The 25,942-nt window shown below is 59.4% G+C and carries 21 protein-coding genes, 1 tRNA gene and 1 riboswitch; of the genes, 12 read left to right on the forward strand and 10 right to left on the reverse strand.

Features of this window, described 5'->3' with window-relative positions; translation table 11 throughout:
- Positions 1 to 115 precede the first annotated feature (115 nt).
- The gene (gene dgcA / locus EGT36_RS14620) at positions 116 to 1,099 is read left to right on the forward strand and encodes an N-acetyl-D-Glu racemase DgcA (RefSeq protein ID WP_037093203.1); all 984 of its coding nucleotides are present in this window, start codon (positions 116 to 118) and stop codon (positions 1,097 to 1,099) included.
- Positions 1,100 to 1,396: 297 nt separating this feature from the next.
- Here dgcA and EGT36_RS14625 read toward each other — a convergent pair whose 3' ends face one another.
- The gene (locus EGT36_RS14625) at positions 1,397 to 2,236 is read right to left on the reverse strand and encodes a UDP-2,3-diacylglucosamine diphosphatase (protein ID WP_006697377.1); all 840 of its coding nucleotides are present in this window, start codon (positions 2,234 to 2,236) and stop codon (positions 1,397 to 1,399) included.
- A 229-nt stretch (positions 2,237 to 2,465) separates the two neighbouring features.
- Between EGT36_RS14625 and EGT36_RS14630 the strand changes: the two genes are divergently transcribed.
- Positions 2,466 to 4,781: an NADP-dependent malic enzyme gene (locus EGT36_RS14630; RefSeq protein WP_004442036.1), complete on the forward strand. Its 2,316-nt coding sequence runs from the start codon at positions 2,466 to 2,468 to the stop codon at positions 4,779 to 4,781.
- A gap of 135 nt (positions 4,782 to 4,916) precedes the next feature.
- Positions 4,917 to 6,017 (forward strand): DUF2865 domain-containing protein, encoded by a 1,101-nt coding sequence (locus EGT36_RS14635; protein ID WP_037094490.1) that lies wholly within the window; start codon positions 4,917 to 4,919, stop codon positions 6,015 to 6,017.
- A 202-nt stretch (positions 6,018 to 6,219) separates the two neighbouring features.
- On the opposite strand, the gene bluB is transcribed toward EGT36_RS14635, so the two are convergent.
- Entirely contained in the window at positions 6,220 to 6,912 is a 693-nt protein-coding gene (gene bluB, locus EGT36_RS14640) for a 5,6-dimethylbenzimidazole synthase (protein WP_092651278.1), read from the reverse strand.
- A 136-nt stretch (positions 6,913 to 7,048) separates the two neighbouring features.
- A riboswitch (cobalamin riboswitch) is annotated at positions 7,049 to 7,231 on the reverse strand.
- Positions 7,232 to 7,301: 70 nt separating this feature from the next.
- Positions 7,302 to 8,132: a TolB family protein gene (locus tag EGT36_RS14645; RefSeq protein WP_037094492.1), complete on the reverse strand. Its 831-nt coding sequence runs from the start codon at positions 8,130 to 8,132 to the stop codon at positions 7,302 to 7,304.
- Positions 8,133 to 8,322: 190 nt separating this feature from the next.
- Here EGT36_RS14645 and EGT36_RS14650 point away from each other — a divergent pair, with 190 nt between their 5' ends.
- A complete protein-coding gene (locus EGT36_RS14650; protein ID WP_022556238.1) occupies positions 8,323 to 8,700 on the forward strand; it encodes a bleomycin resistance protein in 378 nt (125 codons plus the stop codon).
- 170 nt (positions 8,701 to 8,870) lie between these two features.
- Here the strand turns inward: EGT36_RS14650 and EGT36_RS14655 are convergent, their stop codons facing one another.
- Complete coding sequence (locus EGT36_RS14655; protein ID WP_022556239.1) at positions 8,871 to 10,550, reverse strand: NAD+ synthase; 1,680 nt, start codon at positions 10,548 to 10,550, stop codon at positions 8,871 to 8,873.
- A 227-nt stretch (positions 10,551 to 10,777) separates the two neighbouring features.
- Here EGT36_RS14655 and EGT36_RS14660 point away from each other — a divergent pair, with 227 nt between their 5' ends.
- The 4 genes from EGT36_RS14660 (at position 10,778) to sthA (ending at position 15,514) form a co-directional block, all read left to right on the forward strand.
- Positions 10,778 to 12,718 (forward strand): LTA synthase family protein, encoded by a 1,941-nt coding sequence (locus EGT36_RS14660; protein WP_037094494.1) that lies wholly within the window; start codon positions 10,778 to 10,780, stop codon positions 12,716 to 12,718.
- 116 nt (positions 12,719 to 12,834) lie between these two features.
- Positions 12,835 to 13,368 (forward strand): DUF1003 domain-containing protein, encoded by a 534-nt coding sequence (locus EGT36_RS14665; RefSeq protein WP_035210951.1) that lies wholly within the window; start codon positions 12,835 to 12,837, stop codon positions 13,366 to 13,368.
- 184 nt (positions 13,369 to 13,552) lie between these two features.
- Positions 13,553 to 13,840, forward strand: a complete 288-nt coding sequence (locus EGT36_RS30535) for a hypothetical protein (protein WP_065653609.1) — start codon at positions 13,553 to 13,555, stop codon at positions 13,838 to 13,840.
- A 270-nt stretch (positions 13,841 to 14,110) separates the two neighbouring features.
- A complete protein-coding gene (gene sthA / locus EGT36_RS14675; protein WP_004442050.1) occupies positions 14,111 to 15,514 on the forward strand; it encodes a Si-specific NAD(P)(+) transhydrogenase in 1,404 nt (467 codons plus the stop codon).
- A gap of 257 nt (positions 15,515 to 15,771) precedes the next feature.
- Here sthA and EGT36_RS14680 read toward each other — a convergent pair whose 3' ends face one another.
- Positions 15,772 to 16,419, reverse strand: coding sequence for a hypothetical protein (locus EGT36_RS14680; protein WP_004442052.1), 648 nt, complete (start codon positions 16,417 to 16,419; stop codon positions 15,772 to 15,774).
- Positions 16,420 to 16,854: 435 nt separating this feature from the next.
- On the opposite strand from EGT36_RS14680, the gene EGT36_RS14685 reads away from it, so the two are divergent.
- On the forward strand, positions 16,855 to 17,844 hold the full coding sequence (locus EGT36_RS14685) for a carbon-nitrogen hydrolase family protein (RefSeq protein ID WP_037094564.1): 990 nt from the start codon (positions 16,855 to 16,857) through the stop codon (positions 17,842 to 17,844).
- A gap of 138 nt (positions 17,845 to 17,982) precedes the next feature.
- Here EGT36_RS14685 and tig read toward each other — a convergent pair whose 3' ends face one another.
- On the reverse strand, positions 17,983 to 19,461 hold the full coding sequence (gene tig, locus EGT36_RS14690; protein WP_004442056.1) for a trigger factor: 1,479 nt from the start codon (positions 19,459 to 19,461) through the stop codon (positions 17,983 to 17,985).
- A 240-nt stretch (positions 19,462 to 19,701) separates the two neighbouring features.
- Positions 19,702 to 19,784 (reverse strand) — tRNA-Leu (locus EGT36_RS14695).
- A 582-nt stretch (positions 19,785 to 20,366) separates the two neighbouring features.
- On the opposite strand from EGT36_RS14695, the gene EGT36_RS14705 reads away from it, so the two are divergent.
- From EGT36_RS14705 to trmFO, 3 genes are all read left to right on the forward strand, one after another.
- A complete protein-coding gene (locus EGT36_RS14705; RefSeq protein ID WP_004442060.1) occupies positions 20,367 to 20,513 on the forward strand; it encodes a DUF1127 domain-containing protein in 147 nt (48 codons plus the stop codon).
- Positions 20,514 to 20,986: 473 nt separating this feature from the next.
- A complete protein-coding gene (locus tag EGT36_RS14710) occupies positions 20,987 to 21,130 on the forward strand; it encodes a DUF1127 domain-containing protein (protein WP_003495735.1) in 144 nt (47 codons plus the stop codon).
- A gap of 518 nt (positions 21,131 to 21,648) precedes the next feature.
- Positions 21,649 to 23,088 (forward strand): methylenetetrahydrofolate--tRNA-(uracil(54)-C(5))-methyltransferase (FADH(2)-oxidizing) TrmFO, encoded by a 1,440-nt coding sequence (gene trmFO / locus EGT36_RS14715; RefSeq protein WP_172965649.1) that lies wholly within the window; start codon positions 21,649 to 21,651, stop codon positions 23,086 to 23,088.
- Positions 23,089 to 23,127: 39 nt separating this feature from the next.
- On the opposite strand, the gene EGT36_RS14720 is transcribed toward trmFO, so the two are convergent.
- From EGT36_RS14720 to EGT36_RS14730, 3 genes are read right to left on the reverse strand one after another with little or no spacing between them, the layout of a single operon-like run.
- The gene (locus EGT36_RS14720; protein WP_081950766.1) at positions 23,128 to 23,697 is read right to left on the reverse strand and encodes a TadE/TadG family type IV pilus assembly protein; all 570 of its coding nucleotides are present in this window, start codon (positions 23,695 to 23,697) and stop codon (positions 23,128 to 23,130) included.
- A 5-nt stretch (positions 23,698 to 23,702) separates the two neighbouring features.
- Complete coding sequence (locus EGT36_RS14725; RefSeq protein WP_072494424.1) at positions 23,703 to 24,278, reverse strand: TadE/TadG family type IV pilus assembly protein; 576 nt, start codon at positions 24,276 to 24,278, stop codon at positions 23,703 to 23,705.
- Positions 24,265 to 25,536: a pilus assembly protein gene (locus EGT36_RS14730; protein WP_037094554.1), complete on the reverse strand. Its 1,272-nt coding sequence runs from the start codon at positions 25,534 to 25,536 to the stop codon at positions 24,265 to 24,267. Before EGT36_RS14730 ends, EGT36_RS14725 begins: the two co-directional genes overlap by 14 nt.
- Between the last annotated feature and the right edge of the window lie 406 nt (positions 25,537 to 25,942).

Here is a 25,942-nt window from a genome sequence, read left to right on the forward strand (position 1 = left end):
AGATTCTTAAAGGTTTCATAACGTTTCGGCCTCCGGCAAGCCACAGTGGCAGCCGACAATTCGTGATAAATTTGGCGTCATGTGTCATTTGACGCCCAATCGGAAGTGAAAAAACATGCCCCGTTACCTTCAAGCCACAACAGAACGTTTCGCCGTTGCTGGCAGCTTCACCATTTCACGCGGCACCCGGACGCATGCGGATGTCGTAACGTGCACCATCCGCGATGGTTCCTTCACCGGCAGAGGCGAGTGCGTGCCCTATCCGCGATATGGCGAAAGCATCGAAGGCGTCGTTGCCGATATCGAAGCGATGGCGGAGCGGATCGCCGCAGGCCTCACGCGGCAGGAGTTGCAGCAGGCGATGGAACCGGGTGCGGCCCGTAATGCGGTGGATTGCGCGCTTTGGGATCTCCAGGCGAAGATGAGCGGCCAGAGCGTCGCCGAGCAGGTCCTCGGACAGGAGGCAGAGCCGCTCGTCACAGCCTATACGATTTCGCTTGCAGACCCGGAGACCATGGCCGCAAAGACCGCGGAGAACGCCGGACGTCCGCTTCTGAAGATCAAGACCGGCACAGCCGATGATGAAGCCCGCCTGCGGGCCGTCCGCGCAGCCGCACCCGAGGCGCGCATCATCATCGATGCCAACGAAGGCTGGAACGACGACAATATCGAATATTATCTGAGGCTTGCGGCAGAGCTGAAGATATCGCTGATCGAACAGCCCCTGCCCGCCGGCAAGGACGCCATTCTCTCCCGTATCGACCATCCGGTGCTGATCTGCGCCGATGAAAGCGTGCATTCCACCAGGGACCTCACCGGCCTGCGCGACCGCTACGACGCGATCAACATCAAGCTCGACAAGACCGGCGGCCTGACAGAGGCGCTTGTCATGAAGGCGGAGGCCGAAAGGCTCGGTTTCACCATCATGGTCGGCTGCATGCTCGGCACCTCGCTGGGCATGGCGCCCGCCGTGCTCGCCGCGCAGGGCACGGCCTTTGCCGATCTCGACGGCCCGCTGCTTTTGGCCGAGGATCGGGAGCCTGGGCTGGTTTATGAAGGGTCGCTTGTTTATCCGGCGCGGCCGGAATTGTGGGGATAGAGCTCTCGCTAAGGGTCCGGACTGGGTTGGTGCCTAGAGGCTGCATTCGCACCCTCTCTCCGGTGCGTCACCGGAAGGTTACTGAGAAGCCTCTAAAGCCTCACCTCCGTCATGCCGGACCTGATCCGGCATCCAGCCACGGCGCGTCTGCGCCGTGAGAAATAAGTCTTACGCGATCAAAGACTTGATCGCACTGGATCCCGGCTCAGGGCCGGGATGACGGTATGCGGATGCTACAATTTCAACCAACACTCGTTTACAGGTGAGCCTACCATCAGCGCCCGTCAAACGCTCCAATCACGCCGCGTGCTTGCCAATCAGCCCCGGAATATTCACCGGCTCCATCTCGTCCGATGTCTGCTCGGCAACCACTTCGCTCGTCTGCATCCAGGTGATCAGCTCGAAGCTGCCATCGGCGTTCTCGGCAATCGCCGTGCAGCTTTCCACCCAGTCGCCGGTGTTGATGTAACGTATGCCGTCCATGTCTTCCATGACGGCGTGGTGAATATGGCCACAGATCACGCCGTCGACATTGTTGCGCCGGGCTTCATCCGCCACCACACGCTGGAATTCACCGATGAAGTTGACGGCGTGTTTGACCTGCAGCTTGGCCCAGGCCGAAAACGACCAGTAAGGCAGGCCGATGCGGCGGCGTACGGCGGCGATGGCGATATTGATGGCGATTGCTGCGTCATAGGCCCAGTCGCCGAGATAGGCGAGCAGGCGGGCATTGCGCACCACCACGTCGAACTCGTCGCCATGGATGATGAGATATTTCCTGCCGTCGGCCGCCTCATGGATCATGCGCTCGGCCACTTCGATGCCGCCGAAATGCATGCCGGGGAACTCCCGCAGGAATTCGTCGTGATTGCCGGGAATATACACGATGCGGGTTCCCTTGCGGGCCTTGCGCAGAAGCTTCTGTACCACGTCGTTGCAACCCTGCGGCCAGTACCAGCTGCGGCGCAGGCGCCAGCCGTCGACGATGTCACCGACGAGGATGATCGTTTCGGCCTCGTGATGTCTGAGGAAGTCCAGCAGATAGTCAGTCTTGGCCGCCTTGGAACCAAGATGAACATCCGAAATGAAAAGCGTTCTGAACTGTCTGGTTTCGATTTGACCGGCCACGGATTTCATCCCCCTGTTCGGTTGCGTCCCTGCGGCTTTCTTCCCTCTCAGAACCAGACTCGTGTTTCAGCAACATGACAGCGGCCGTTTTTTGCAGGGAATATGACGAAACGCTTCACGAAAACGCGAATAAGCCGTGGCCGCATTTGCATAAGACGCCCGCAAATAACGGCTGTACCACGGGGAAGTTTGTTGTATTCAGGGGTCCGAAATAAAACCAGATACGACGGTGGAAGACATGACCTCTCACGATAAGAACAACACGCCCGCCAACACGGCAAAGGCCGACATCGAAGAACAGGCGCTCTTTTTCCACCGCTATCCGCGCCCCGGCAAGCTGGAGATCCAGGCCACCAAGCCGCTCGGCAACCAGCGCGATCTGGCGCTCGCCTATTCGCCGGGTGTCGCCGCACCCTGCCTCGCCATCCATGAAAATCCGGAAATGGCGGCGGATTACACCGCCCGCGCCAATCTCGTCGCCGTCATCTCCAACGGCACGGCCGTGCTTGGCCTCGGCAATATCGGCCCGCTTGCCTCCAAGCCCGTGATGGAAGGCAAGGCCGTCCTTTTCAAGAAATTCGCCGGTATCGACGTGTTCGATATCGAGATCGACGCGCCCGGCATTAACGACATGGTTTCCACCATCGCGGCGCTGGAACCCACCTTCGGCGGCATCAACCTTGAAGACATCAAAGCGCCGGAGTGTTTCGAGGTGGAGCGCCAGCTGCGCGAGAAGATGAACATCCCCGTCTTCCACGACGACCAGCACGGCACCGCGATCATCGTCGCCGCCGCTGTCACCAACGCTCTGGAACTGGCCGGAAAGTCCCTGTCCAGCGTCAAGATCGTTGCCTCGGGCGCCGGTGCGGCAGCCCTTGCCTGCCTCAATCTCCTCGTTGCGATGGGCGCGAAGAAAGAAAACATCTGGGTCCACGACATCGAGGGCCTCGTTTATGACGGCCGCAATACGCTGATGGACGAGTGGAAGGAAGTTTACGCCCAGAAGACCGACAAGCGCGTGCTGGCCGAAACGATCGACGGCGCCGATGTCTTCCTCGGCCTGTCGGCGGCAGGCGTTCTGAAGCCGGAACTGCTGGAGCGCATGGCGGAGAACCCGCTGATCCTCGCGCTTGCCAACCCCAAGCCAGAAATCATGCCGGAAGAGGCGCGTGCCGCCCGCCCGGACGCGATGATCTGCACCGGCCGTTCGGATTTCCCGAACCAGGTCAACAACGTGCTCTGCTTCCCCTATATCTTCCGCGGCGCGCTCGATTGCGGCGCGACGACGATCAACGAGGAAATGAAGATGGCCGCCGTGCAGGCCATCGCGGAACTCGCGCGTGAGGAAGTTTCCGAAGTGGCCGCCAAGGCTTACAGCGGCGAAACGCCGATCTTCGGCCCGACCTACCTCATCCCCTCGCCCTTCGATCCGCGCCTTATCCTGCGCATTGCCCCGGCCGTTGCCCGTGCTGCCGCCGCAAGCGGCGTTGCCGCCCGGCCGATCACTGATTTCGAAGCCTATCTCGACCAGCTGAACCGCTTCGTCTGGCGCTCGGGTTTCATCATGAAGCCTGTCTTCAACGCCGCGAAGGCCGCCGAAAAGAAGCGCATCATCTTTGCCGAAGGCGAAGACGAGCGCGTGCTGCGCGCCGCCCAGGTGCTCTTGGAAGAAGGCACCGGCATCCCGATTCTCATCGGCCGTCCGCAGATCATCGAAACGCGCCTCAAGCGTTTCGGTCTGCGCATCCGCCCGCATACGGATTTCGCCGTGGTGAACCCGGAAGACGATCCGCGCTACCGCGACTACGTGGATGATTATTTCGCCCTGGTCGGCCGCGCCGGCATCAACCCGGAAGCGGCACGCACCATCGTGCGCACCAACACGACTGTCATCGGTGCGCTGTCGGTCAAGCGTGGCGAAGCCGATGCGCTGATCTGCGGCCTCGAAGGCCGTTACGACCGCCATCTGCGCGACGTGAACCAGATCATCGGCAAGCAGGACGGCGTCCGCTCCTTCGCCGGCCTCAGCCTGCTCATCACCCAGCAGGGTGCGCTGTTCCTCACCGATACCTTCGTCAACAACGACCCTACATCGGAAGAAGTGGCCGAAATGGCCATTCTTGCCGCGAAGGAAATCCGCCGCTTCGGCATCACGCCGAAAATCGCGCTCGCCAGCCATTCCAATTTCGGCTCGCGCGATTCCGAAAGCGCCCGCAAGATGCGCCGCGCGCTGAAGATCGTGCAGGAGGCTGCACCCGAACTGGAAGTGGACGGCGAAATGCAGGGCGGCTCGGCCCTGTCAGAAGCGCTGCGCAAACGCGCCATGCCCAACAGCGTGCTGACCGGCGAAGCAAACCTGCTGGTCTTCCCGAACCTCGATGCGGCCAACATCACGCTGGGCGTCACCCGCACCTTGACGGAAGGCCTGCATGTCGGCCCGATCCTGCTCGGCACGGCCCTGCCCGCCCATATCCTGTCGCCCAGCGTCACCTCGCGTGGCGTCGTCAACATGGCGGCCTTTGCCGTGGTGCAGGCCTCGCACCCTTCGGTGTGATGAAGGCGCATTAACGCAATTTTGAACATGCTGTTGCCGCAATGCGGCAACAGCTTATGTTATCTTCCTGAAACACGGATTTCCTGAAGCATAACACCCCTGCCACCGGCCGGGGACATCAAACGGATCGCACAATTGACCCGGCGCAGCCGCATCATCGGCCTTCTGCTTCCCCTTGTTTTCATTGCTCCTGCCGCCGCTCTTGCGGATCAGGTGTGCGATACGCTTTATCAACAGTTGCGAGAACCACCCCGTGTCATCGGCAACACGGCCGAGGTGCGGCGTTACGCCAATGCGCTTGCCCACCAGGACATCGTCATCCGCAAGATCAGGAACGACATGCGCAGCTATGGCTGCTCGTCCGGCAGCGTTATCGTTTATGGCAATCCCAATGCCGGGCTCTGCGCCGAGATCGGCGATGCGCTTGTGGATGCCGAGGCCGAACGCGACGCGATCATCCGTGACCGCGACGACGCCATGGCGGCAGCGCGCAGTGACGACGTCGACGTGAGGCGCCAGCGCATTCTCGCCGCCCTCGATGCCAATGGCTGTAGCACGATGCCGGAAACGGACACGCAACCGCCGCAGGCTCCCGATGTGACCCGTTATCCCGATGCCTTCAGGCAGGGCGGCGGTGCGCCGGGACAGGCAGGACTTTCGCCCTACCCCAACGACGCCGCGGAGGGCGGGCTGCGCACCCTCTGCGTGCGCACCTGCGACGGCTCATTCTTCCCGATCGCCTCCAACGCATCGCCGCTCGATTTCCGCGCCCAGGCCGAACAGTGCCAGAAAATGTGCCCGGGAACCGAGACGGAGCTCTATTTCCACTCCATGACGGATCAGGAAACAGCAGACATGGTGTCCGCTGAAACCGGCAAACCCTACAAGGACCTGCCGACCGCCTTCGCCTATCGCAATGCCTCAACGAAAGCGCCCGGCTGCGCCTGCAACATGGCCGCCTATCACGAGAAGATGCAAAAGCAGGAACAGGCGTCCCGGCCGGAAGCCGAAAAGCCCTATTCCAGCATCACCACCATTCCATCGCCGCAAGGTGACAAGGCCCCAAAGCCCGCCGAGCAGCAGGCCGCAAAGCCGCCGGAACAACCTGTTCCTGAGCGCGACTATGACCCGAACGACACAAAAGTACGCGTCATCGGGCCCAAATTCCTGCCGGACCAGACCGGCAAGATCGACCTGAAGAACCCGGCGCTGAAGGGTATCCAGCCACAGCAGTGAAATCTCTTCTGCACGCGGAATGGTGCGAGCGCGTGCCCCTTGTTTCTTCTCCCCGGCGGGGAGAAGTCCGCGGCAGCGGGATGAGGGGGCAAGCTCTCCGTAAATCTCCACCGTTGCCCCCTCATCCGACCCTTCGGGCCACCTTCTCCCCGGCGGGGAGAAGAAATGGGCAACGTCCCGCCCTATTCGCAGGCCTCCGGGTCTATACCCCACCCCAGCGGTTACGAAACACAAGCTCCTCCAGCGGCACGCGCTGCCGCCAGCCCTTCACCGCCAGTTCCGGTTCGGTATAAAGCGTATCGACCCGGCCGAGACAAAGCCAGGCGACAATCTCGATATGATCGGGGATATCCAGAATGGCCCTGATATCGCTGTCATGGAAAATACTGACCCAGCCCACACCCACACCTTCGGCGCGGGCCGCGAGCCAGAGGTTCTGGATGGCGCAGACGGTGGAATAGACATCCGTGCGTGCATTATGGGTGCGGCCCAGCACCACCTTGCCACCCCGTGTCGGATCGCAGGTGACGCAGATGCTGAGCGGCGCCTTGCGGATGCCTTCGAGCTTCAGGCTGCGATAAAGCGCCTGCTTTTCACCCGTAAACATCGCCGCCGCCTCTTCATTGGCGCGGCTGAAGGCCACCCATGCCGCCTGGCGCACGGCGCCATCGGTGACGAGGGTGAAGTTCCACGGCTGCATGAAACCGACCGATGGCGCCGAATGCGCCGCCCTCAAAAGGCGCTCGATGAGATCATCCGGCAGCGGGTCCGGCAGGAACTGGTCGCGCACATCGCGGCGGGTTTCGATGGCACGATAGACGGCCTCACGCTCCTCGCCGGAAAACGGGCGGGCGGGCGAAAGCGCGTGATCGAACGGGTTGGAGTCGGGCGGCATGGTGACGGGCGACATGGTGACGGGCGGTTCGGTCGGCATCGTTTATCCCTAACAATGCGGGGCGGGCCGGTGCCGAAACCATGGGAGGTTTGCAGCGACGACGCGCTTTTCCAGCGACCTGCCGCCGTCCGCGCGGTTCGGTCCATCCTGCCAGGCCGGTCTTCTGACTAAGCTTCATCCGCCCCGTTTCGCCTTCCCGAATTGCTCCAGTGGCATGAGTAACAGAGCATCCGCCTCACAGCGTTGGGCACGTTCCGGTTTTTCACCGGATTCCCGATTCTCCCGCCGAAGGGCGGGCACCTGACGGGTGAAGCTATGGGCAAAAAAGCTTGCGAACACAAGTGCGGTGCAGGTGGTGCGGCAATGTGGCCTGCCGCACCTTACCTTCATCACTCCGCCGGGAAATATCTGACATAAGCGAACTCGTCGCCATCAGGTGACCAGTTGGGAGAGTTCATCGTGCCCTGCCCGCCAAACAGCTCGAAAAGCGTTTCGACATTGCCGCCATCCATATCCATCAGCCGCACCCGCACGTCGAGATCGCGGGGATGATCGAACACGTCGCCGTCATAGGAAATGAAGACAACCTTGTCCCCCCTTGGTGACGGGTGCGGAAACCAGTCGCCATAGGAGCTGTCGGTGATGCGCTCCACCGCTGAGCCATCCACCCGCACCCGCCAGATTTGCATCCGTCCGGTGCGGCTTGAATTGAAATAGATCCACGCACCGTCAGGCGAATAATCCGGCCCGTCATTGCGGCCCTCACCATGGGTAAGGCGTGTTTCAACGCCGCTGTCTATGTCCATGGAATAGATATCGAAAATCTGATCGCGAATGCCGCAATAGGCGAAGCTTTTCCCATCCGGTGACCAGCCGTGCCAGTAGGAAGGAAGGTTCCTTGTCATTAGCCGCGGCGCGCCGCCCGCCCATGACAGGAGATAGATGGCGCTTTTGCCGAACTCCACCTTGTCTGAAATGGCATAAAGCGAACCGTCAGGCGAAATGCCGTGGTCATTGTTGCAGAGCGTGGCAAAGCCGGTATCGACCTCCTCCGGCGACGCGTCAGCGGCAAGAGACAGGCGATAAAGCAGCCCTTCGCTGTTCAACAGCAGATATTGTCCATCCGGCGACCAGTTCGGTGCCTCGAACAGGTCAGGCGTCTGCCACACAATCCGCATCTGTCGCGTGCGGATGTTGAAGATTTCGATGGAGCTGCGCATTCTGCCTCCCGGGCTTTAAAAGTCTGGCTCGGACCGTTGGCACGCGCGCACATTCCGTTTGCTTTAACCACCGCCGTGATTATGATCCTATGGCCGCAGGCACCGTCCTGCAAATTCAAATCGGAAAAAACGCCAGCGTTCCGGCACCGCCCGTGACCCTCCCCGTTTCTCCCAGATCCGAGGTTCCGCGATGAATACCATCGCCGATCACGGCATCCGCTTCGGCCGGATCGCCGCAATGCTTCCTGTCAGAAATATCGAAAAGGCCCGTGACTTTTACGTCGGCGTGCTCGGTTTCGAAAAGACCTTCGAAAACGGCAACCCTGTCGGCTTCATGATCCTGAAACAGGGCAATGCCGAGCTGCATCTGACATTGCAGCCGGCCCACAGGGCAGCTCCTTTCAACGTGGCGCATATGATGGTGAGCGATGTCGATGCGCTGCATGCGATTTGCAAAAGTCATGGGCTGCGCATCATCAAAGGGCTGCAGGACAAGGATTATGGTCTGAGGGCCTTTGTGTTTGAAGACCCTGACGGCAATCGTATCGATGTGGGGCAGGTTATTTGAGGTGAGCGGCGCGGAGTTTTCCGCGCCAATCAAGACGCTCCGCTGTGGATCGAGCGCATGACACTTGTTTCTTCTCCCCGGCGGGAGAAGAAATATGCCGCACCGTCTCACAATGCGCTTGCCCAATTCATCAAGCAGGGACGGCGTTAAACGCGCCCTCCCAAAACGCCCTACCGATCCCGGAACCGGTTGGTGATCGGATAACGCCGGTCCCGCCCAAAGTTCTTCTTGGTGATCTTCACACCCGGCGCCGATTGCCGGCGCTTGTATTCGGCGAGGTAAAGCAGATGTTCGACCCGGTGCACCGTTGCCACATCATGGCCGCGCGCCAGAATTTCCTCGACCGACATTTCCTTCTCGACAAGGCACTCGAGAATATCGTCCAGCACCGGGTACGGCGGCAGCGAATCCTGGTCGGTCTGGTTGGGGCGCAATTCGGCCGATGGAGCCTTGGCGATAATGTTGGCGGGGATCACTTCGCCGGAAGGGCCGAGCGCGCCCGGCGGCACATGGGCGTTGCGCCAGCTGGAAATGGCATAGACCTGCATCTTGTAGAGGTCCTTGATGGGGTTGAAACCGCCATTCATGTCGCCATAAAGCGTCGCGTAACCCACCGACATCTCCGACTTGTTGCCCGTCGTCACCACCATTGAGCCGAACTTGTTGGAAACGGCCATCAGGATGGTGCCGCGCGTGCGGCTCTGCAGGTTTTCTTCGGTAATGCCCTCTTCGGTGCCCTCGAAAAGTTCTGACAGCGCAGACAGGAAACCTTCCACCGGCTCCACGATCGGCACGATATCGTAACGGCAGCCGAGCGCCTTGGCGCAATCGGCGGCGTCCTTCAGCGATTCTTCCGAGGTATAGCGGTAAGGCAGCATGATGCAGCGTACCCGCTCCTCGCCCAGCGCATCGACGGCAAGGGCGGCGCATATCGCCGAATCGATGCCGCCGGAAAGGCCAAGAACCACGCTCTTGAAACCGTTCTTGTTGACGTAATCGCGAAAGCCCAGCATGCAGGCGCGGTAATCCGCCTCCTCACCCTCGGGAATCTTGGAAAATGGCCCGCTTTCGCAGCGCCAGCCATCCGCTGTGCGTTTCCAGTCGGTTACAGCAAGCGTGGCTTCGAACTGGCTCATCTGGAAGGCGAGCGTCTTGTCGGCATTGAAACCGAAGCTCGCACCATCGAACACCAGCTCGTCCTGCCCGCCCAGCTGGTTGGCGAAAACCAGCGGCAGGCCGCTTTCAATCACCTGTCTGAGTGCCACCTGATGGCGCACGTCCAGCTTGCCGCGGTAATAGGGCGACCCGTTCGGCACCAGCAGGATTTCCGCGCCGCTTTCGGCAAGCGTCTCGCAGACGCCCATGTCGTTCCAGATTTCCTCGCAGATCGGAATGCCGATCCTCACGCCGCGGAAATTATAGGGCCCGGAAATCGACCCTTCGGAGAAAACACGCTTTTCGTCAAACTCGCCGTAATTCGGCAGGTCGATCTTGTCGCGCAGCGCAATGATCTTGCCGCCATCGAGAAGCGCCACGGAATTGTGCCGACCCGTCTCGCCCTGTCGCGGAAAACCGATAACGATACCCGGCCCGCCATCGGCGGTTTCCGCCGCCAGTTCTTCCACCGCTTTCAGACATGCTTTCAAAAAAGCAGGTTTCAGCACCAGATCCTCTGGCGGATAGCCTGAAATGAAGAGTTCGGTGAGAAGCAGAAGATCGGCGCCCTGCGTTGCCGCATCGGCCCTTGCCTCACGCGCCTTGGCGAGATTGCCCGCCACGTCGCCAACGGTGGGGTTGAACTGCCCGACGGCAATCCGGAGATGGTTCTCTATATCGTGTCTGTCGCTCATAACCCTTCAATACCGCGCCCGTGATCGCTCCGCAACGCAGCAATTCCCACTTGCATTCATTCGTGCGCTTCTCGACACAGCCGCCCTCACGCGAAGGTTATCGCGCTTATATGCACATCCCATAAAGTTCATGTCGCGTTCATCGCGCTTATGTGACAGTTACATGACACTTTTGCGACACCCGATTCACCTCCCCGGATCGGTGCTGGCGCCTGAAATACCGGAGTATGGGTTTGAGAGATTCGGCGCCAAAAACAACGGCTTCCGAAAAGGCTGGTTTTGTCTTTTCGCCTGCATGGACAAGGAGCCTTTCGAAGCTTTCTGGCACGGCCTACACGCTTGCCAACCTGACGGTCGCGTCCGTCGTGTTGGTCGTGGCGTTGGAATGGGTCGTCCGCGGCTCGCTTCAGGATGTCGGCACTTTCATCAGCTCCTCCGCGCGTCCGGGCATGACAACCATTGCCGCCGTGCTCGCCCTTCTCGTCGCGCTGGATTCGATCCTCGGCCGGCGTTATCTTTCGCTGATTGCGGTCGCGCCGCTCTGCGCACTGGTGGGGCTGATCTCAGCGCAGAAACAGACCTATCTCTCCGATCCGCTTTATCCCTCAGACCTGTTGTTCGGGCGGCAGATTCTCGAACTTTTGCCAACCATGCTGAAGGCGCAGCCGTTTACGGCGATGCTGGTGGGTCTCGGCCTCAGCGCCGCAATTGCCTCTCTCGCGGCTCTCTGGCTGCTGGCGCACCGTCATTCGCCGGTATTGCGCTGGCGTGAGCGCGCCGCCGGCCTTGCGCTGGCGCTGCCGCTTCTCGCCAGCCTCGCCTCGCTGATGGACTATTCGCATTATTCCTGGGTGCGCGATCGCCTCAACATCATCCCCATGATGTGGGATCAGCAGGAAAACTACCGCCACAACGGCTTCCTGATGGCCTTCGCCTTCAATATTCCCATGGCCAATGTCTCGGCGCCGGAGGGTTACGGCGAAAACAGCATCGCCGATCTCACCTCGGAACCGGCATCTTTCGCCGCCAACAAGGGTGATTACCCTGACGTCATCATGCTGATGAGCGAATCGCTCTGGGATCCGACCCGGCTTGAAAACGTGAATCTCTCGGCCGATCCCATGCCGACCATCCGCGCCAAACAGTCCGGCAACGTGTTTTCGCCCGAGTTCGGCGGCATGACGGCAAATGTGGAATTCGAGGCCTTGACCGGCTTCTCGAACGCCTTCCTGCCCTATGGCAGCATTCCCTACCAGCAATATATCCGCCGCCCGGTGCCCTCGCTCGCCAGCTTCTTCCGCGGTGAAGGTTATTCCGCCATCGCAGTTCATCCGTTCCAGGAATGGTTCTGGAACCGCAAGCAGGTCTATAAAAATTTCGGCTTCGAGGAATTCCGCTCCGAAGAGACGCTGCCGGCCATGGAAAAACGCGGCAATTTTGCCTCCGACGACGCGCTGATGGAAGAGATCATGGCGACGGCGGACCGGACGCAGAACCCGCTCTTCCTCTTTGCCGTCACCCTGCAGGGACACGGCCCCTATGAGACAAACCGTTACGCCGAAAACACCATCGGCATTGAGGGCGAACTCTCGGCTTCGGCCTCGCAGGCGCTCGCCACCTATTCTCAAGGGGTGGTGGAAGCGGACGAAGCGCTGCTGAAGCTGATGCGCTGGGCAAAGAAGCGCGATCGTGAGACCATCATCGTCCTCTTCGGCGATCATCTGCCGCCGCTCGGCCAGACCTTCGTGGAAAGCGGCTATATGCCGGGCATGGTGGCAAGCCGCCGCGCACCGCTTGAGGTGATGAAGAAGGAGCACGAGACGCCGCTCGTCGTGTGGTCTTCGAAGAAGGGCGTGCGTAAGAATATCGGCACCATCAGCCCGGCGCTTTTGCCCTATCACGTGCTGAAGACCGCAGGCTTTTCCGATCCTTTCTATACCGGCACGCTGGGTGAAGTTCAGCAGGCCTTTTCCGTGATCGACCGGCACATGCTGGTGACGGCCGGTGGCGATGCCCTGCCCGACTGGTCGATCGCGCCGAACGCGGTCCCTGACGTGGTGCGCAATTATCGCCTGCTGCAATTCGACATGATGTTCGGCAAGCAATATGGAAAAGAGCGCTTTTTCCCCGGCTTCAATTGGCTGCACGAGGGCGCGCCGTCGGTGTAATGAATTTCGGCGAGGGACGCCTGAACGCATGGTGGCGGAAAACGTTTGAATTCCGCCATCATGCGGGTTTATCTCGGGAAAGCTCCGCACCGCCAATCAGAACCGGAGACACGCCCGTGTCAGATATCTCCGACTATATCGTCTCTCATTTCAAGCGCTCCTCTCGTGAAATCGGCGAGGTGGAACGGCGCATTCTCGAGCTGGCGCACCAGAAAAAGCTGGTTTCGAGCGATATTAATGCGGAATTTTCCGCCGGCGCCAGTTTCGGCGACAGGCTGGCAGACAAGATTGCCAGGGTCGGCGGTTCCTGGAGTTTCATCCTCGGCTTCTGCTTTTTCCTGATTTTCTGGGCTATCATCAACACCATCGTACTGACCACCCGCGCTTTCGATCCCTACCCCTTCATCTTCCTCAACCTGCTTCTTTCCATGCTGGCGGCCATTCAGGCGCCGATCATCATGATGTCGCAGAATCGTCAGGCCGCCCGCGACCGCTTCGAGGCCGCCAAGGATTATGAGGTGAATCTGAAGGCAGAACTGGAAGTGCTTTCACTGCATGAAAAGATCGATGTGAAAGTGCTGGCCGAACTGGCTGCGCTGCGGCAAGACCTTGCAGCACTTCACCGACACGTCACCCGCAAGGAAGACTGACACCGGAAAAATTCACCCTCGCTTTTCCCCGCTCCGCGACAGGCTGTTGTATTGGTCGCAGTCCTGCCGGGTGGACGCCAGACGTGGCGGAAACCAAGGGACGGTCCTGGTGGTGGAACGCTGGCAACGTTCGTGGAAAGGACCATGTCGCAGGGTGCAGTGCACGGTCCTTGCGAGATACGGCATGGTGAAAGACCCGGCTGCGCAACGCATCCGACCCACACCAAACCAAATCAAGGCGCAGCCGGGCAATCGCCCGACCTCTCTAGCGATCACCCGTTCGGCAGTGCCGTGCGGGATGAAGCTGTTGGGTGAAACGGGAAAGTGGACCGATGAGCGTGGGACTTCACCCCCCTCTGCCCTGCCGGGCATCTCCCCCTCAAGGGGGGAGATCGATATGCGGCTGGGTTTCGGCCATCTCAATGTCGAGGATGAAGTGGCGAAAGGCCCTCTGGTCGATCTCCCCCCTTGAGGGGGAGATGCCCGGCAGGGCAGAGGGCGGTAACGCCCCACGCACTTCGCCCCGTTGTGAATCAACCTCCGGAAAATCCCCACCCAGTTACGAATCCGTCAGATTCTTGCGCTACAGATTGACGCAGGCGTTTGTTGCATTGCACTCTAGCGGGCAAGGCAAACGGGGGAATCACTCCCCATCGTCAAAATGGCATCACGACCATTTCGCGGCAACGCCATGCCGGATGCGACATCCGGTATCGAAATGCATTCTATTCCGGGGTTTTTCATGCACCAGTTCGATCTGATTGTTGTCGGCAGCGGTCCGGCGGGAAGACGGGCCGCCATTCAGGCCGCCAAGCTCGAAAAGAAGGTTCTGGTCATCGAGAAAGGCAGCCGCGTCGGCGGCGTTTCGGTGCATACCGGCACCATCCCTTCAAAGACCCTGCGCGAAACCGCGCTCAACCTCACCGGCTGGCGCGAGCGCGGTTTTTACGGTCGCTCCTATCGCGTCAAGCAGGAGATCGACGCCGAGGACCTGCGCCGCCGCCTGCTCATCACCCTGGATCACGAAGTGGAAGTGCTGGAACACCAGTTCGCCCGCAACCGCGTGCAGCATATTCGCGGCACGGCAAGCTTCGTTGACGCCAACACCATGAAGGTGGTGAAGAACGACGGTGAGATCATGAATGTCACCGGCACTTCCATTCTGTTGACCATCGGCACCCGCCCCTACCGGCCGCCGCATATTCCCTTCGATGGCGAAGCGGTGCTCGATTCGGACGAGATTCTCGAAATCAAGGAACTGCCGCGCTCCATGATCGTGGTTGGCGCGGGCGTCATCGGCATCGAATATGCCACCATCTTCAGCGCGCTCGATACGCAGGTGACGGTGGTGGAACCGCGCGAAACCATGCTCGAATTCATCGACAAGGAAATCGTCGAGGATTTCGCCTATCAGCTGCGCGACCGCAACATGAAGCTGATCTTCGGGCAGAAGGCGGAAAAGGTGGAGCGCGACGAGAGCGGCAAGTGCCTCGTCTCGCTCGGCAATGGCCGCGTTCTGAAGGCCGAGACCGTCCTCTTCGCCGCCGGCCGTGTCGGCGCCACCGACACGCTCAACCTTTCGGCCTGCGGGCTGGAAGCCGACAGCCGCGGCCGCCTGAAAGTCGATCCTGAAACCTTCCAGACGTCCGTGCCGAACATCTATGCCGCCGGCGATATCATCGGTTTCCCAAGCCTTGCCTCTACGTCCATGGAACAGGGCCGCATCGCCGCCCGCCATGCCGTTGGCGCACCGGCCGGCGAACCGCCGCAGTTCTTCCCTTACGGCATCTATGCCGTGCCTGAGATCTCCACCTGCGGCCTGACGGAAGAAGAAGTCATCGAACGCAACATTCCCTATGAATGCGGTATCGCCCATTTCCGCGAGACGTCCCGCGGCCACATCATGGGCCTGGATAGCGGCCTCCTGAAGATGATCTTCTCGCTGAAAACCCGCCGCCTGCTCGGCGTCCATATCGTCGGCGAAGGCGCCACCGAACTGGTGCATATTGGCCAGGCGGTGCTGAACCTCAAAGGCACGGTGGAATATTTCGTCGAGAATACGTTCAACTACCCGACACTGGCGGAAGCCTACAAGATTGCCGGGCTTGATGCGTGGAACCGCATGGGTGAGATCAAGAAGGATTGAGGTTGCGCGGGGGCGGCTTTTGAGACGGCGGAGTTGCCGTAATCGGCCTTCTGAGAAAGCACAGCATCCCCATTCCGTCATCCCGGCCTTGAGCCGGGATCCAGCGCGATCAAGTCTTTGATAGCGAAAGACTCTTTCACAGCGCCGACTCGCCGTCACTGGATGCCGGGTCAAGCCCGGCATGACGGAGGAAAGGTTTTCGCCCCTAAAGAGACTTTCTCACCTGCGAACCAACCGTATACAGCCAGCCCGCCCCCTCACCACCGAATACTGTACCGCGCACTTACCCCCGGCCGGAAATGATCCGCATAACCCTGATCCAGCGTCCCGCGCACCGTCAGGTGATCGCCCAGCTTCTGTTCCACCGCGACACCGCTGCTGAACTCGTTGAAACTGTTACGGCTCGCCCCCGTCAGCACGAAGGCCGTGCCGGTTTCCGAGCGGGACAGCCGCAGCGATTGTGAGACATCAAGCCCGTTCCATTGCTGCGCCGTGCCGTCATACCGCACGGTGAAATTGCGGTTCGCCTCGATATCCAGCTCCGGCGTAACGATGCGCTTCTGCTGCGAGGTCATGGAAACGCTGCTCGACCCTGTCAGGGCGTTAAACATGACGCCGACATCCCGCGCAAGCGAGACGCCCGGCAGCTGTTCGGCCAGCAACGTGACATTACCCCACAGCCGCACCGGCGTATCCACCACCTGCCCCGTCTTTGAGGCATTCATGCCCATTTCCAGCCCGGCCCGGATCGGGGTATCGACCGGCAGTTTCGCGCCGATGCGCGCCGTATAGGACCGATCGGAATTCTTGACCGGCTTCCAGATCAGCCCCGCCTCATCGGCATGGGCGGCCGCGGCTGCGGTGAAGAACAATAATACAAGGGCAGAACCCGTTCGGAGCGACATACTTGTCCCCTGGCAAATTAAGGGCGCACCGGGAGAACCCGGCAAGCACGGTAAAAGCTAAGGCCAATGGTTTGGCTGCGATGAAGCCACATTCAAGCGGCGCAATGCCCGAACGGCCGCTTGATACGACCAGGCAAATCATGCTGCGCAGGGTGCCAGATGAACGGGAGATGAACAAGAGCATATGCAGCAAAAAATCATGCTGCACTGCATTGTGATCGGGAAGCTTCACATGGCCAGGTATCCCGGCCGCTTGACGAATCGGCGTTTTCCAACGGATATTCGTGAGCGCGTGGCCTGCGCCTAACCTCCACGACCTTCCCCAGCAGGGTCTTCCACGGAGGCAAAGGGACTAGTGTCTCAGGCAATTATCTTGGTCCGATCGTTTCGGGCGGGTTGCTGGGGAACTGCGTCTGAGACGTGAAAGGCCTGACAATGACGCAAAATAGCAATTTAAAACGTCGGGTGAGAGCTCGCGCGGCCAAAACAGGCGAATCTTATACAGCTGCTCTCCAGCATATTCGCAGAATACCGGACGCTCCTATGAGCAACTCAATACGAGTGGCGGTCGCGCAGACATCCTTGGTCAACGATCCTCGTGATATCTCCGCCCTAAAAACCTGCGGACAGGAAATACGCCGTCTTATGAACGATGCCCATCTTGCTGGCGCACGTCTCATACACTTCCCTGAAGGGGCAACGTGCTGGCCGCATAAACGGATCATGTCAGAGACTGGTCCGCGGGAAATAGGCCCTTCCGACTGGACACGCTTTGAATGGGACACTCTGCGCAAAGAACTGGAGGCGACCAGAAAACTGGCGCGCAAGCTGAAACTCTGGACAGTTCTCGGTGCCGTCCATCGACTGACGCCGCCGCACAGACCATATAACAGCCTGTACGTCATCTCAGATCGTGGCGCGATTATAACCCGCTATGATGAACGTCTGTTGTCGAAAACCAAAATCTCGTTCATGTACTCGCCGGGACACCTCCCCGTGACGTTCGACGTTGATGGGTTCCGCTTCGGTTGCGCGCTTGGCATGGAGGCGCATTACCCGGAAATATTCATGGAATATGAGAAGCTCTGTGTTGATTGCATGCTGTTTTCTACCGCAGGCGAAGACGCTTCAAATGCCCCTGCATTTGCCGCCGAGATATTGGGGCATGCAGCGAGCAATACCTACTGGGCCTGCTATTCCACACTTGCCACCCAAAGTCCCGGCGCCCCATCGGCAATAGCAGCGCCGGATGGTCAATGGGCGGCTCAATGCCCGGTCAGTGGTTCACCGGCCATTGCGGTGGCGGACGTCATCATCAATCGAGAACATCCCGCGCGACCATGGCGGCAAAAAGCGCGTGGCGATCTATATGCACCTCACCAGGTGGATAACGATCCTAGAAGCGATAGCCGGAACCAGTTCTAGCATTCTGCACCTGCCAGTGGCGCTGATTTGTGCCACTGGCTACGTCGCTCAGGGCGGAACCACTCGCATCTTCCCAAACAAAAAGGCCGCAGCTTTCGCCACGGCCCTTCCATTCAAATCAGCTTGCACTGAAGAAGATTATTCGGCGTCGCCTTCAGCGGCCTTCTTCTTGGCCGGAGCCTTCTTCTTCGGAGCGGCTTCTTCGCCTTCAGCGGCGTCGTCAGCCTTGGCAGCAGCCTTTTTCTTGGCAGGCGCCTTCTTCTTGGTTTCCGTGGCTTCTTCGCCGTCGTCAGCCAGCAGCTCTTCCTTGGAAACGGTCTTGTCCGTTACCGAGATTTCGGTGAGCAGCTTGTCGATGACCTTTTCTTCGAAGATCGGAGCGCGCAGCGAAGCGGAAGCGCCGGGGGTGTTGCGGAAGAAATCGAGGATTTCCTTCTGCTGGCCCGGGAACTGCTGCAGCTGCTGGAACAGCGCGCGCTGCATTTCCTCTTCGGTCACTTCGACGCCGGCCTTTTCGCCGATTTCGGAGAGAACGAGGCCAAGACGGACGCGGCGTTCAGCCAGCTTGCGATATTCTTCGCGGGCTTCTTCTTCGGTCGTGTCTTCGTCAGCGAAGGTCTTGCCGGACTGAGCGAGATCGGTGTTGATCTGGCGCCAGATGTTGTCGAACTCGGCGTCAACCAGGCCAGCCGGCGTGTCGAACTTGTACATCTCGTCCAGCTGGTCGAGGATCTGGCGCTTGACCTTCTGGCGGGTGACGTTGCCGTACTGGCTTTCGATCTGACCCTTGACGATTTCCTTCAGCTTTTCAGCCGATTCGAGGCCAAGCTTTTCGGCCAGTTCGTCGTTGATTTCAACCGGAGCGGCGGCAGCAACTTCCTTGACGGTGATGTCGAAGTTGGCTTCCTTGCCGGCAAGGTTCGCCGCCGGGTAATCGGCAGGGAACGTCACGGTGATGGTCTTTTCGTCGCCGGCCTTGACGCCAACCAGCTGGTCTTCGAAACCGGGGATGAAGCGGCCCGAACCGAGAACCAGTTCAGCGTCTTCAGCAGCGCCGCCGTCGAAGGCAACGCCGTCAACCTTGCCGAGGTAGTTCATGGTGACGCGGTCGCCTTCAGCGGCCTTGCCCTTCTTGGTCTCGTAGGTGCGGGCGCTTTCGGCGATCTTGAGGATCTGCTCGTTGATTTCGTCTTCGGTCACTTCCACAACTTCGCGGGTAACCTTGATGCCGTCATTGGCCTTCAGTTCGATGGCCGGAATGATTTCGTAGGCAACGGTGAATTCGAAGTCGGATTCGGCCGACAAGATCTTTTCAGCTTCCTGCTCGTCTTCGGTCATGGAGATCGCAGGCTGCGTTGCAGACTTCTCGCCGCGGCTGGAGAGGATTTCGGACGGCTTTTCACGAACCAGCTCGTTGACGAGGTCGGCCATGATGGACTTGCCGTACATCTTCTTCAGGTGGCCAACCGGCACCTTGCCGGGACGGAAACCGTTGATGCGAACCTTGTCCTTGGCGTCGACCAGGCGCTCGTCCAGACGGGCCTTCATGTCGGCAGCCGGAATAACGACCTTGAGTTCGCGCTTCAGCCCTTCAGCGAGCGTTTCGATAACCTGCATTTTCCTAACCTTCACATCATGGCGGCGGTGCTCAGACAGCCGTTGGTTTACTTTCGAGCACTGCGCCGGAAACATCGTTCCCCGGCCGTGGCTTCCCTTATTTCTTACGCAAGCGCCTGCCGGACACCGTTACGCCTGCACCGGAGAATAAAGACCAAAGGGGAGAAATGAACCCCGAAGCTCCCCGCATCCTGTAAGGATGCACTCTGGCGCAAGCGTGGCACAGCCATGCCTTGCTTGTGGTGCGGGTAGAGAGACTCGAACTCCCACGCCGAAGCGTTGGTACCTAAAACCAATGCGTCTACCAATTCCGCCATACCCGCACGTTGGGCGGCGGTATGTCACAATGTTCAGAAAGGGTCAAGCACGCCGTTCCGCTGCCTTTCGTTTCGCCCGGACTTTTCTTGCCAGCCGGGCTGGGCAGAAGGAGGCCCGGCCCGCTTTCGCGACCGGCCAACGGATTTTCGGAACACGAAAGCCTCCAGGATACAGGGCCGACAGCGGCGTAGCGCGCCATCGTCCTCCCCGATTACCGACCCCCTATCATATGGGCGCTTCACGCTAACACGCGGCTGCACTGACATTATATATAATATGGCATTGCGGGCACATGATGGCGCCGGTACCGCCGCACGCAGCCGCCGCATGACGCACCGCCGCAAGGCTGCAGCGGATAACTCCATCAAAAGCACACAAATTGGTCACAAATTATGCATGAATCGCCGCAATCGGGGCATTTTACCGGATTGCATTGCGTTTAATGCATAGGTGGCATCTTGCTTTGTCTGTTTTTGTTTTGATTAAACCGATTATATTTATGGTCATACAGACATCGAGTTCAGCCCCGGACCAAAGCCTCCCAAGACTGGCCGCGGCGACTGAACAGCACGAAGAGGAAGATGAAAATGAACATTGCACGCTCGCTCACCAACTGGCGCAAGTATCGTCAGACCGTAACCGAACTCGGCCGCATGACCGACCGCGAACTGAATGACCTCGGCATTGGCCGTCAGGACATCCGCCGCGTCGCCAAGACCGCCGTCGGCTTCTAATTGGACGCCCCGCCGCTCTGCGGCGGATGCGAAACGACCTACCCAAAAAGGCCTGAGGCTTCCGCCTCTGGCCTTTTTTCGTTTTGGGTGGCGCCCCAACTCGAAGCAATTCGTCTGTACCGCCTGCTGGGGCCGACGGATAAATGCATTGATGCCGAGTGTTGGCGTACGGCAGGATGATGTCCGGGCCTGCTCCTATTGCCCTCTCACGCCGCAGAGCCCTTTCGGAAGCCATCTAAGGCCGCCATATCCTCAAAGCCGCCTCAAAGGCAGGCATTTCCGCTCATATTTTGCCCATATGATACCCAAAGCCGCAAATTTAGACGACATACTGCACAAATGCATGGCAGTAGCCTAAATTCTGCACTGCACAACATGGCTTCATGTCTATATATAAACCTCAACAGCCGAGAGCACAGAGAAACCGCTGAGCCGGCAGACGAAATCAACAGAGATAGATTGAGGAAACGACCATGAACCCCATTCGCATCGCAAAGAACTGGATCTCCTACCGCCGCACGATCAACGAACTTGGAAGCCTGTCCAACCAGGCGCTCAGCGACATCGGCCTGACCCGTTACGACATCCGTAACGTAGCAGCCCGTTCGTTCCGCTAAGGCGTAAACGATCGTCCCGCTGCCCGACCTCCAGGGCGCGACGATTGAGCGACAGGTTAAGAAAGCGGCGCCTCTGGCGCCGTTTTTGATTCTGGAGTTTCCGCTGCAAGCAGCTATTTTTCGAAGATGCACTCCTGGCTTCCGCCACCATTCGGTTTTACAGGGCCGGCCGGCATTTCGGATACGGGCGCTACGCCAAAGACATCGGGTTCGAGATCGCCGCTTGTTTCTTCTCCCCGCCGGGGAGAAGGTGGCCCGAAGGGTGGGATGAGCGGGCTAGCTCCCCTGATATCTCCAACCTCGCCCCCTCATCCCGCTGCCTGCTTCAAATGCGCGCCTGCTCCTCGATCCCGGCGGGAGCTTCGTAGCCCACTAGCCTCCATCCGCCAAAACCATTTGGCTGCCCCCGCCATGCATGCTAGTGCATCGGCAAACAATGCCGCGTCCTTTTAGGACCCGCGCGGAACACTCACTCGAATGACGGCCGCCGGACGGGAGCCTTGGCCCCGCGGCTGCCCATGGACACCGAAATGCAAGACAAGACCATTTCTCCCATTCACGTCGTCGGCGGCGGGCTGGCCGGCTCGGAAGCCGCATGGCAGATTGCGGAGAGCGGCGTTCCCGTCATCCTGCACGAAATGCGCGGTGTGCGCGGCACCGATGCGCATAAGGGCGATACGCTGGCGGAACTGGTCTGTTCCAACTCCTTCCGCTCCGACGATGCGACGGCCAATGCGGTTGGTGTCATCCATGCGGAAATGCGGCTTGCCGGCTCGCTGATCATGGCCTGCGCCGATAAGCACCAGGTGCCGGCCGGCGGCGCGCTTGCCGTTGACCGCGACGGATTTTCCGAGGCCGTGACGAAAACGCTGGAGGGTCACCCACTGGTGACGATCCTCCGCGAAGAGGTGAACGGCCTTCCGCCGAAGGAATGGGGCAACACGATCATCGCGACCGGGCCTCTTACCTCGCCGGATCTTGCCGCCGCCATCCAGGCCGAGACGGGTGAGGATGCGCTCGCCTTTTTCGACGCCATCGCCCCGATCGTCCACCGCGACAGCATCAACATGGATATCTGCTGGTACCAGTCGCGTTACGACAAGGTCGGCCCCGGCGGCACGGGCAAGGACTACATCAACTGCCCTCTGAATGAGCAGCAATATAACGCCTTCATCGACGCGCTGATCGCGGGAGACACGGTCGGTTTCAAGGAATGGGAAGGCACGCCCTATTTCGACGGCTGCCTGCCGATCGAAATCATGGCCGAGCGCGGGCGCGAAACGCTGCGACATGGCCCCATGAAGCCGATGGGCCTCACCAATGCCCACAACCCCACCGTCAAGGCCTATGCCGTCGTCCAGCTGCGCCAGGACAATGCGCTCGGCACGCTCTACAACATGGTCGGTTTCCAGACGAAGCTGAAATACGGCGTTCAGGCGGATGTGTTCCGCATGATACCCGGCCTCGAAAATGCGGAATTCGCGCGCCTCGGCGGCCTGCACCGCAACACCTATATCGATTCCCCCACCCTGCTTGACCGCTCGCTGAAGCTGAAATCCCGGCCGGACCTGCGTTTCGCCGGCCAGATCACCGGTTGTGAGGGTTATGTGGAAAGCGCCTCCGTCGGCCTCCTCGCCGGCCGCTTCGCCGCCGCCGAGCAAAAGGGCGAAACCCCGAGCCTGCCGCCGGCTACCACCGCGCTAGGTTCGCTGCTCAACCACATCACCGGCGGCCACCTGTCTTCCGACGATGAACCGGGCAAACGCTCCTTCCAGCCGATGAACATCAATTTCGGCCTCTTCCCCGAACTGGAGCCGGGCTCGATCGTCAAGCCAGAAGGCGTCAAGCGTTTTCGCGGCAAGGACAAGACGATCATGAAACGTCAGCTGATCGCGGCGCGGGCGTTGAAGGATTGTGCGGCGTGGCTCGAGGCGCCCAAAGGCGGCGCGGCGACCTGACTGACGCCGAGACATGGCAACCTGGCATGACCGCCGTCGTTACATCACGTTCCATTTGCCAAAATCGGATTTGCCGGTCTGATAGGGATAATGCCTTGAGAAGAAGGGATTGACTGCGGCAACGTGCTCGAAGGTGATCGTCGTTCCAAAGAGGATTGAGAACAGCGGCTGGTAGCTGTAGCGGCCGGAGACAACGATGATCGCTTCCTTGGGGCCAAATCCACCGCCAGTCACTGCCTTTTGCCATCGAACGTCCTCGGCCGATCCAAAGAAATTATACGGCCTGAATTGTTCTTTAGGCGTGCCGCCGGTCAGCTCAACGCTTCGCAAAGTCAGATTGAGCTTATCCGTCGCGAGGATGCCGTTGCCCGCGATGATCGCGAATTGGGACACACCGGTTCTGACCCGTGTCTCGAACTCCGGAAATCGTGCCGACCATCTGGCCGCATTATCGATCACGGTGACAAAACGATCATAACTGATCCAGCCTCGCCCGACTTCGACAATGACTGCCAGAAAAAGAATGAGGACCGGCGCCAGAAGTCCCATCTCGACGGCAGCGGCGCCGGATCGGCAGGAGAAGAGCCGGAAGATGCGGTGTGAACCCATGCCGATCATTCCGTCACCCGTACGGCCGTGACCGCCAGCGACACATTCTGCAGCTGACGAACGCCTCCGGACTTGGGCACAAGCAGATGTGTCGTCGGCATGACGAAATTCCAGTTGTAGCCGATCGCAAGTATATATTGGCCGGCAGAACTGTTCGGCGCCTGAAAGCGGTTGACGACGGGGAAGGAGATCGGCGTCGCGACGATGTCGTCATCGGCTATAGGAACAAGCGTTATCTTCAGGGTTTCCGTGTCCGTAGCCCCGATAAACTTGGCCGCGATCGCACGCCGAAGCGCGTCCGCAGTCACCTGCTCCCGCTGCATCGCCGCTTTACGAAGATATTCTATGCCTGCAGTCGTGGCCGTCGACAGGTTGAGATGATAAAGGAACAACAGACCGATTTCCAATATCCCGAAGATCAGAATGAGGAAGAACGGCATCAATATCGCCACCTCAATCGCTGCTGCCGCCTGCCTGTCATCGGCAAAACGCCGATAATGCCCAAGCCACCGGTTCTTGAAACGAGAGGACGTTGAACGTTTTTTCGGCCGTCGAGCTTCGACGCGGTTACCGGCGCTCATCGCCGTACCTTCCGATATATCTCAGTTCGAACCCGGTGATGATGCCGCCGACGCTGTCACTGAAACCCGATGCGGCGATGGTGAGCTTGTATACGGAGTAGGTGTCGACCGTGAATTTCTTCTGGTAATAGCGCCACTTGATGGCCTGATCGACGGGATTTTCCATGCCCGGTCCCTGCCGCATGTTGAAGACCGGTTTTACAGTGCCCAATTGTGGCCGAAGCTGCTGCAGGGTGACATCGATGCCGTTCGTCTGCTCAGCGGTAATCAGCTTGCCGGGATTGGAAGGGTCCTTGAAATGACTCTTACGGCCGTTGTACCACACGGATATCTCATAGTAGCCGGGATGAAGCTCCACTTTTTTGAAGATGGAGCTGTTGGCGTTCATGGGCTTTTTCCCCCCTTGCCTCACCGCGCCCCAGTCGCTGTCCAGCTCGATCACGTAGCGCGTCGGCAAGGACGCATTATTGCCCGTGGAGTCGTCGACCATATCCCTGCGCGTGTTGGCCGCCTTTTCTGTGTCTTTGATATCGCAGGCCTTGTCGTTGAGGGTTTCCTTGTCTTTCTCAACTTTCTGCGCAAACCCGTCCGGATAGCCATCCCAGTCGTGATTCTTGCGGCAGCAGGGGCTGCTCCAGTCCTGCAATTCGATACCGGGGTCTGTCCCGCCGTCCCAGCGGATCTCGGTATAGCGATAGACCCCCCAGCAACCGCCGGGGGTCCTTGCGGTGACCCCGTTTTTTAGAACGCGCTCCTTATCGAGTGAGGTTTTCTCAAAATCATTATTGACCAGTACTTCACCATCATAGGGATAAGGCGGGATGCCCTGGCAAGTGTAGTTCAAACGATACTTGAATTCGTCGAGGCTGAGCATCTTGGCAAACAGCAGATTATAGCCGAACTCCGCCTTCATATCCGTGCGCAGCCAGTCAATGACAACATCGCGGGTGATCACCTTTTGTTTTGTAGACTGGATCATCGAATCGAAGGTTGTAAGCACGGCTTCCCGGCGGTCCTCATCTTCAGGCGTATCGGTCCGCGTGGGCTTGGTCGATCGTTCGCAGGCCAGCGCCATGACGCGCTTTGACTGGTTGTAATAGACCAGCGCCCGGCCGCCTTCGAAAAGCACCCCTAACAGAAGGACGAAGAGGGGCAGCAACAGTGCGGTCATAATGGCGAAAGCGCCTTTGCGGTCCTTGAGCAGCGAGAAAAACGCTCCCCTTTCCCGTGCTGCTTTTTTTATCGGCCTGCTCGTCATCAAAACACCGTCTCATGTCGCTCATCACCATGGGAAAGGCGCGCTGTGAAAAGCGACTGGCCTGGCTTTCTGCGACGCTAAATATGTCCGGCTAACGCCGGTCGATTGAAAATTGCTCTTTGGCCGCCTGCGGCGCTGCTTTTCGGGCAACGTCGCCTGAGCACTGAAAATACAGGGGTCAATTAACACGCAAACCGTAAATCAAAGCTCAATCGGAACTGAAAAATATGACGCAAATTCATATGCTTAGTTTATTTATTAATAAATTAGCTATCTTTGATAGAAGCGTATGAGCGTGTGACGCCGGTACAGGATTTGCGTCCACGGTGACATGCGTAAACACAAACTTGGGCTTGCCCCTTGTCCCTCCAGCCAAGCTCGGGCAAAACAGCCCCATCCAATCACA

The sequence above is a fragment of the Agrobacterium sp. FDAARGOS_525 genome (assembly GCF_003938925.1).
Classification (GTDB): Bacteria; Pseudomonadota; Alphaproteobacteria; order Rhizobiales; family Rhizobiaceae; genus Agrobacterium; species Agrobacterium pusense.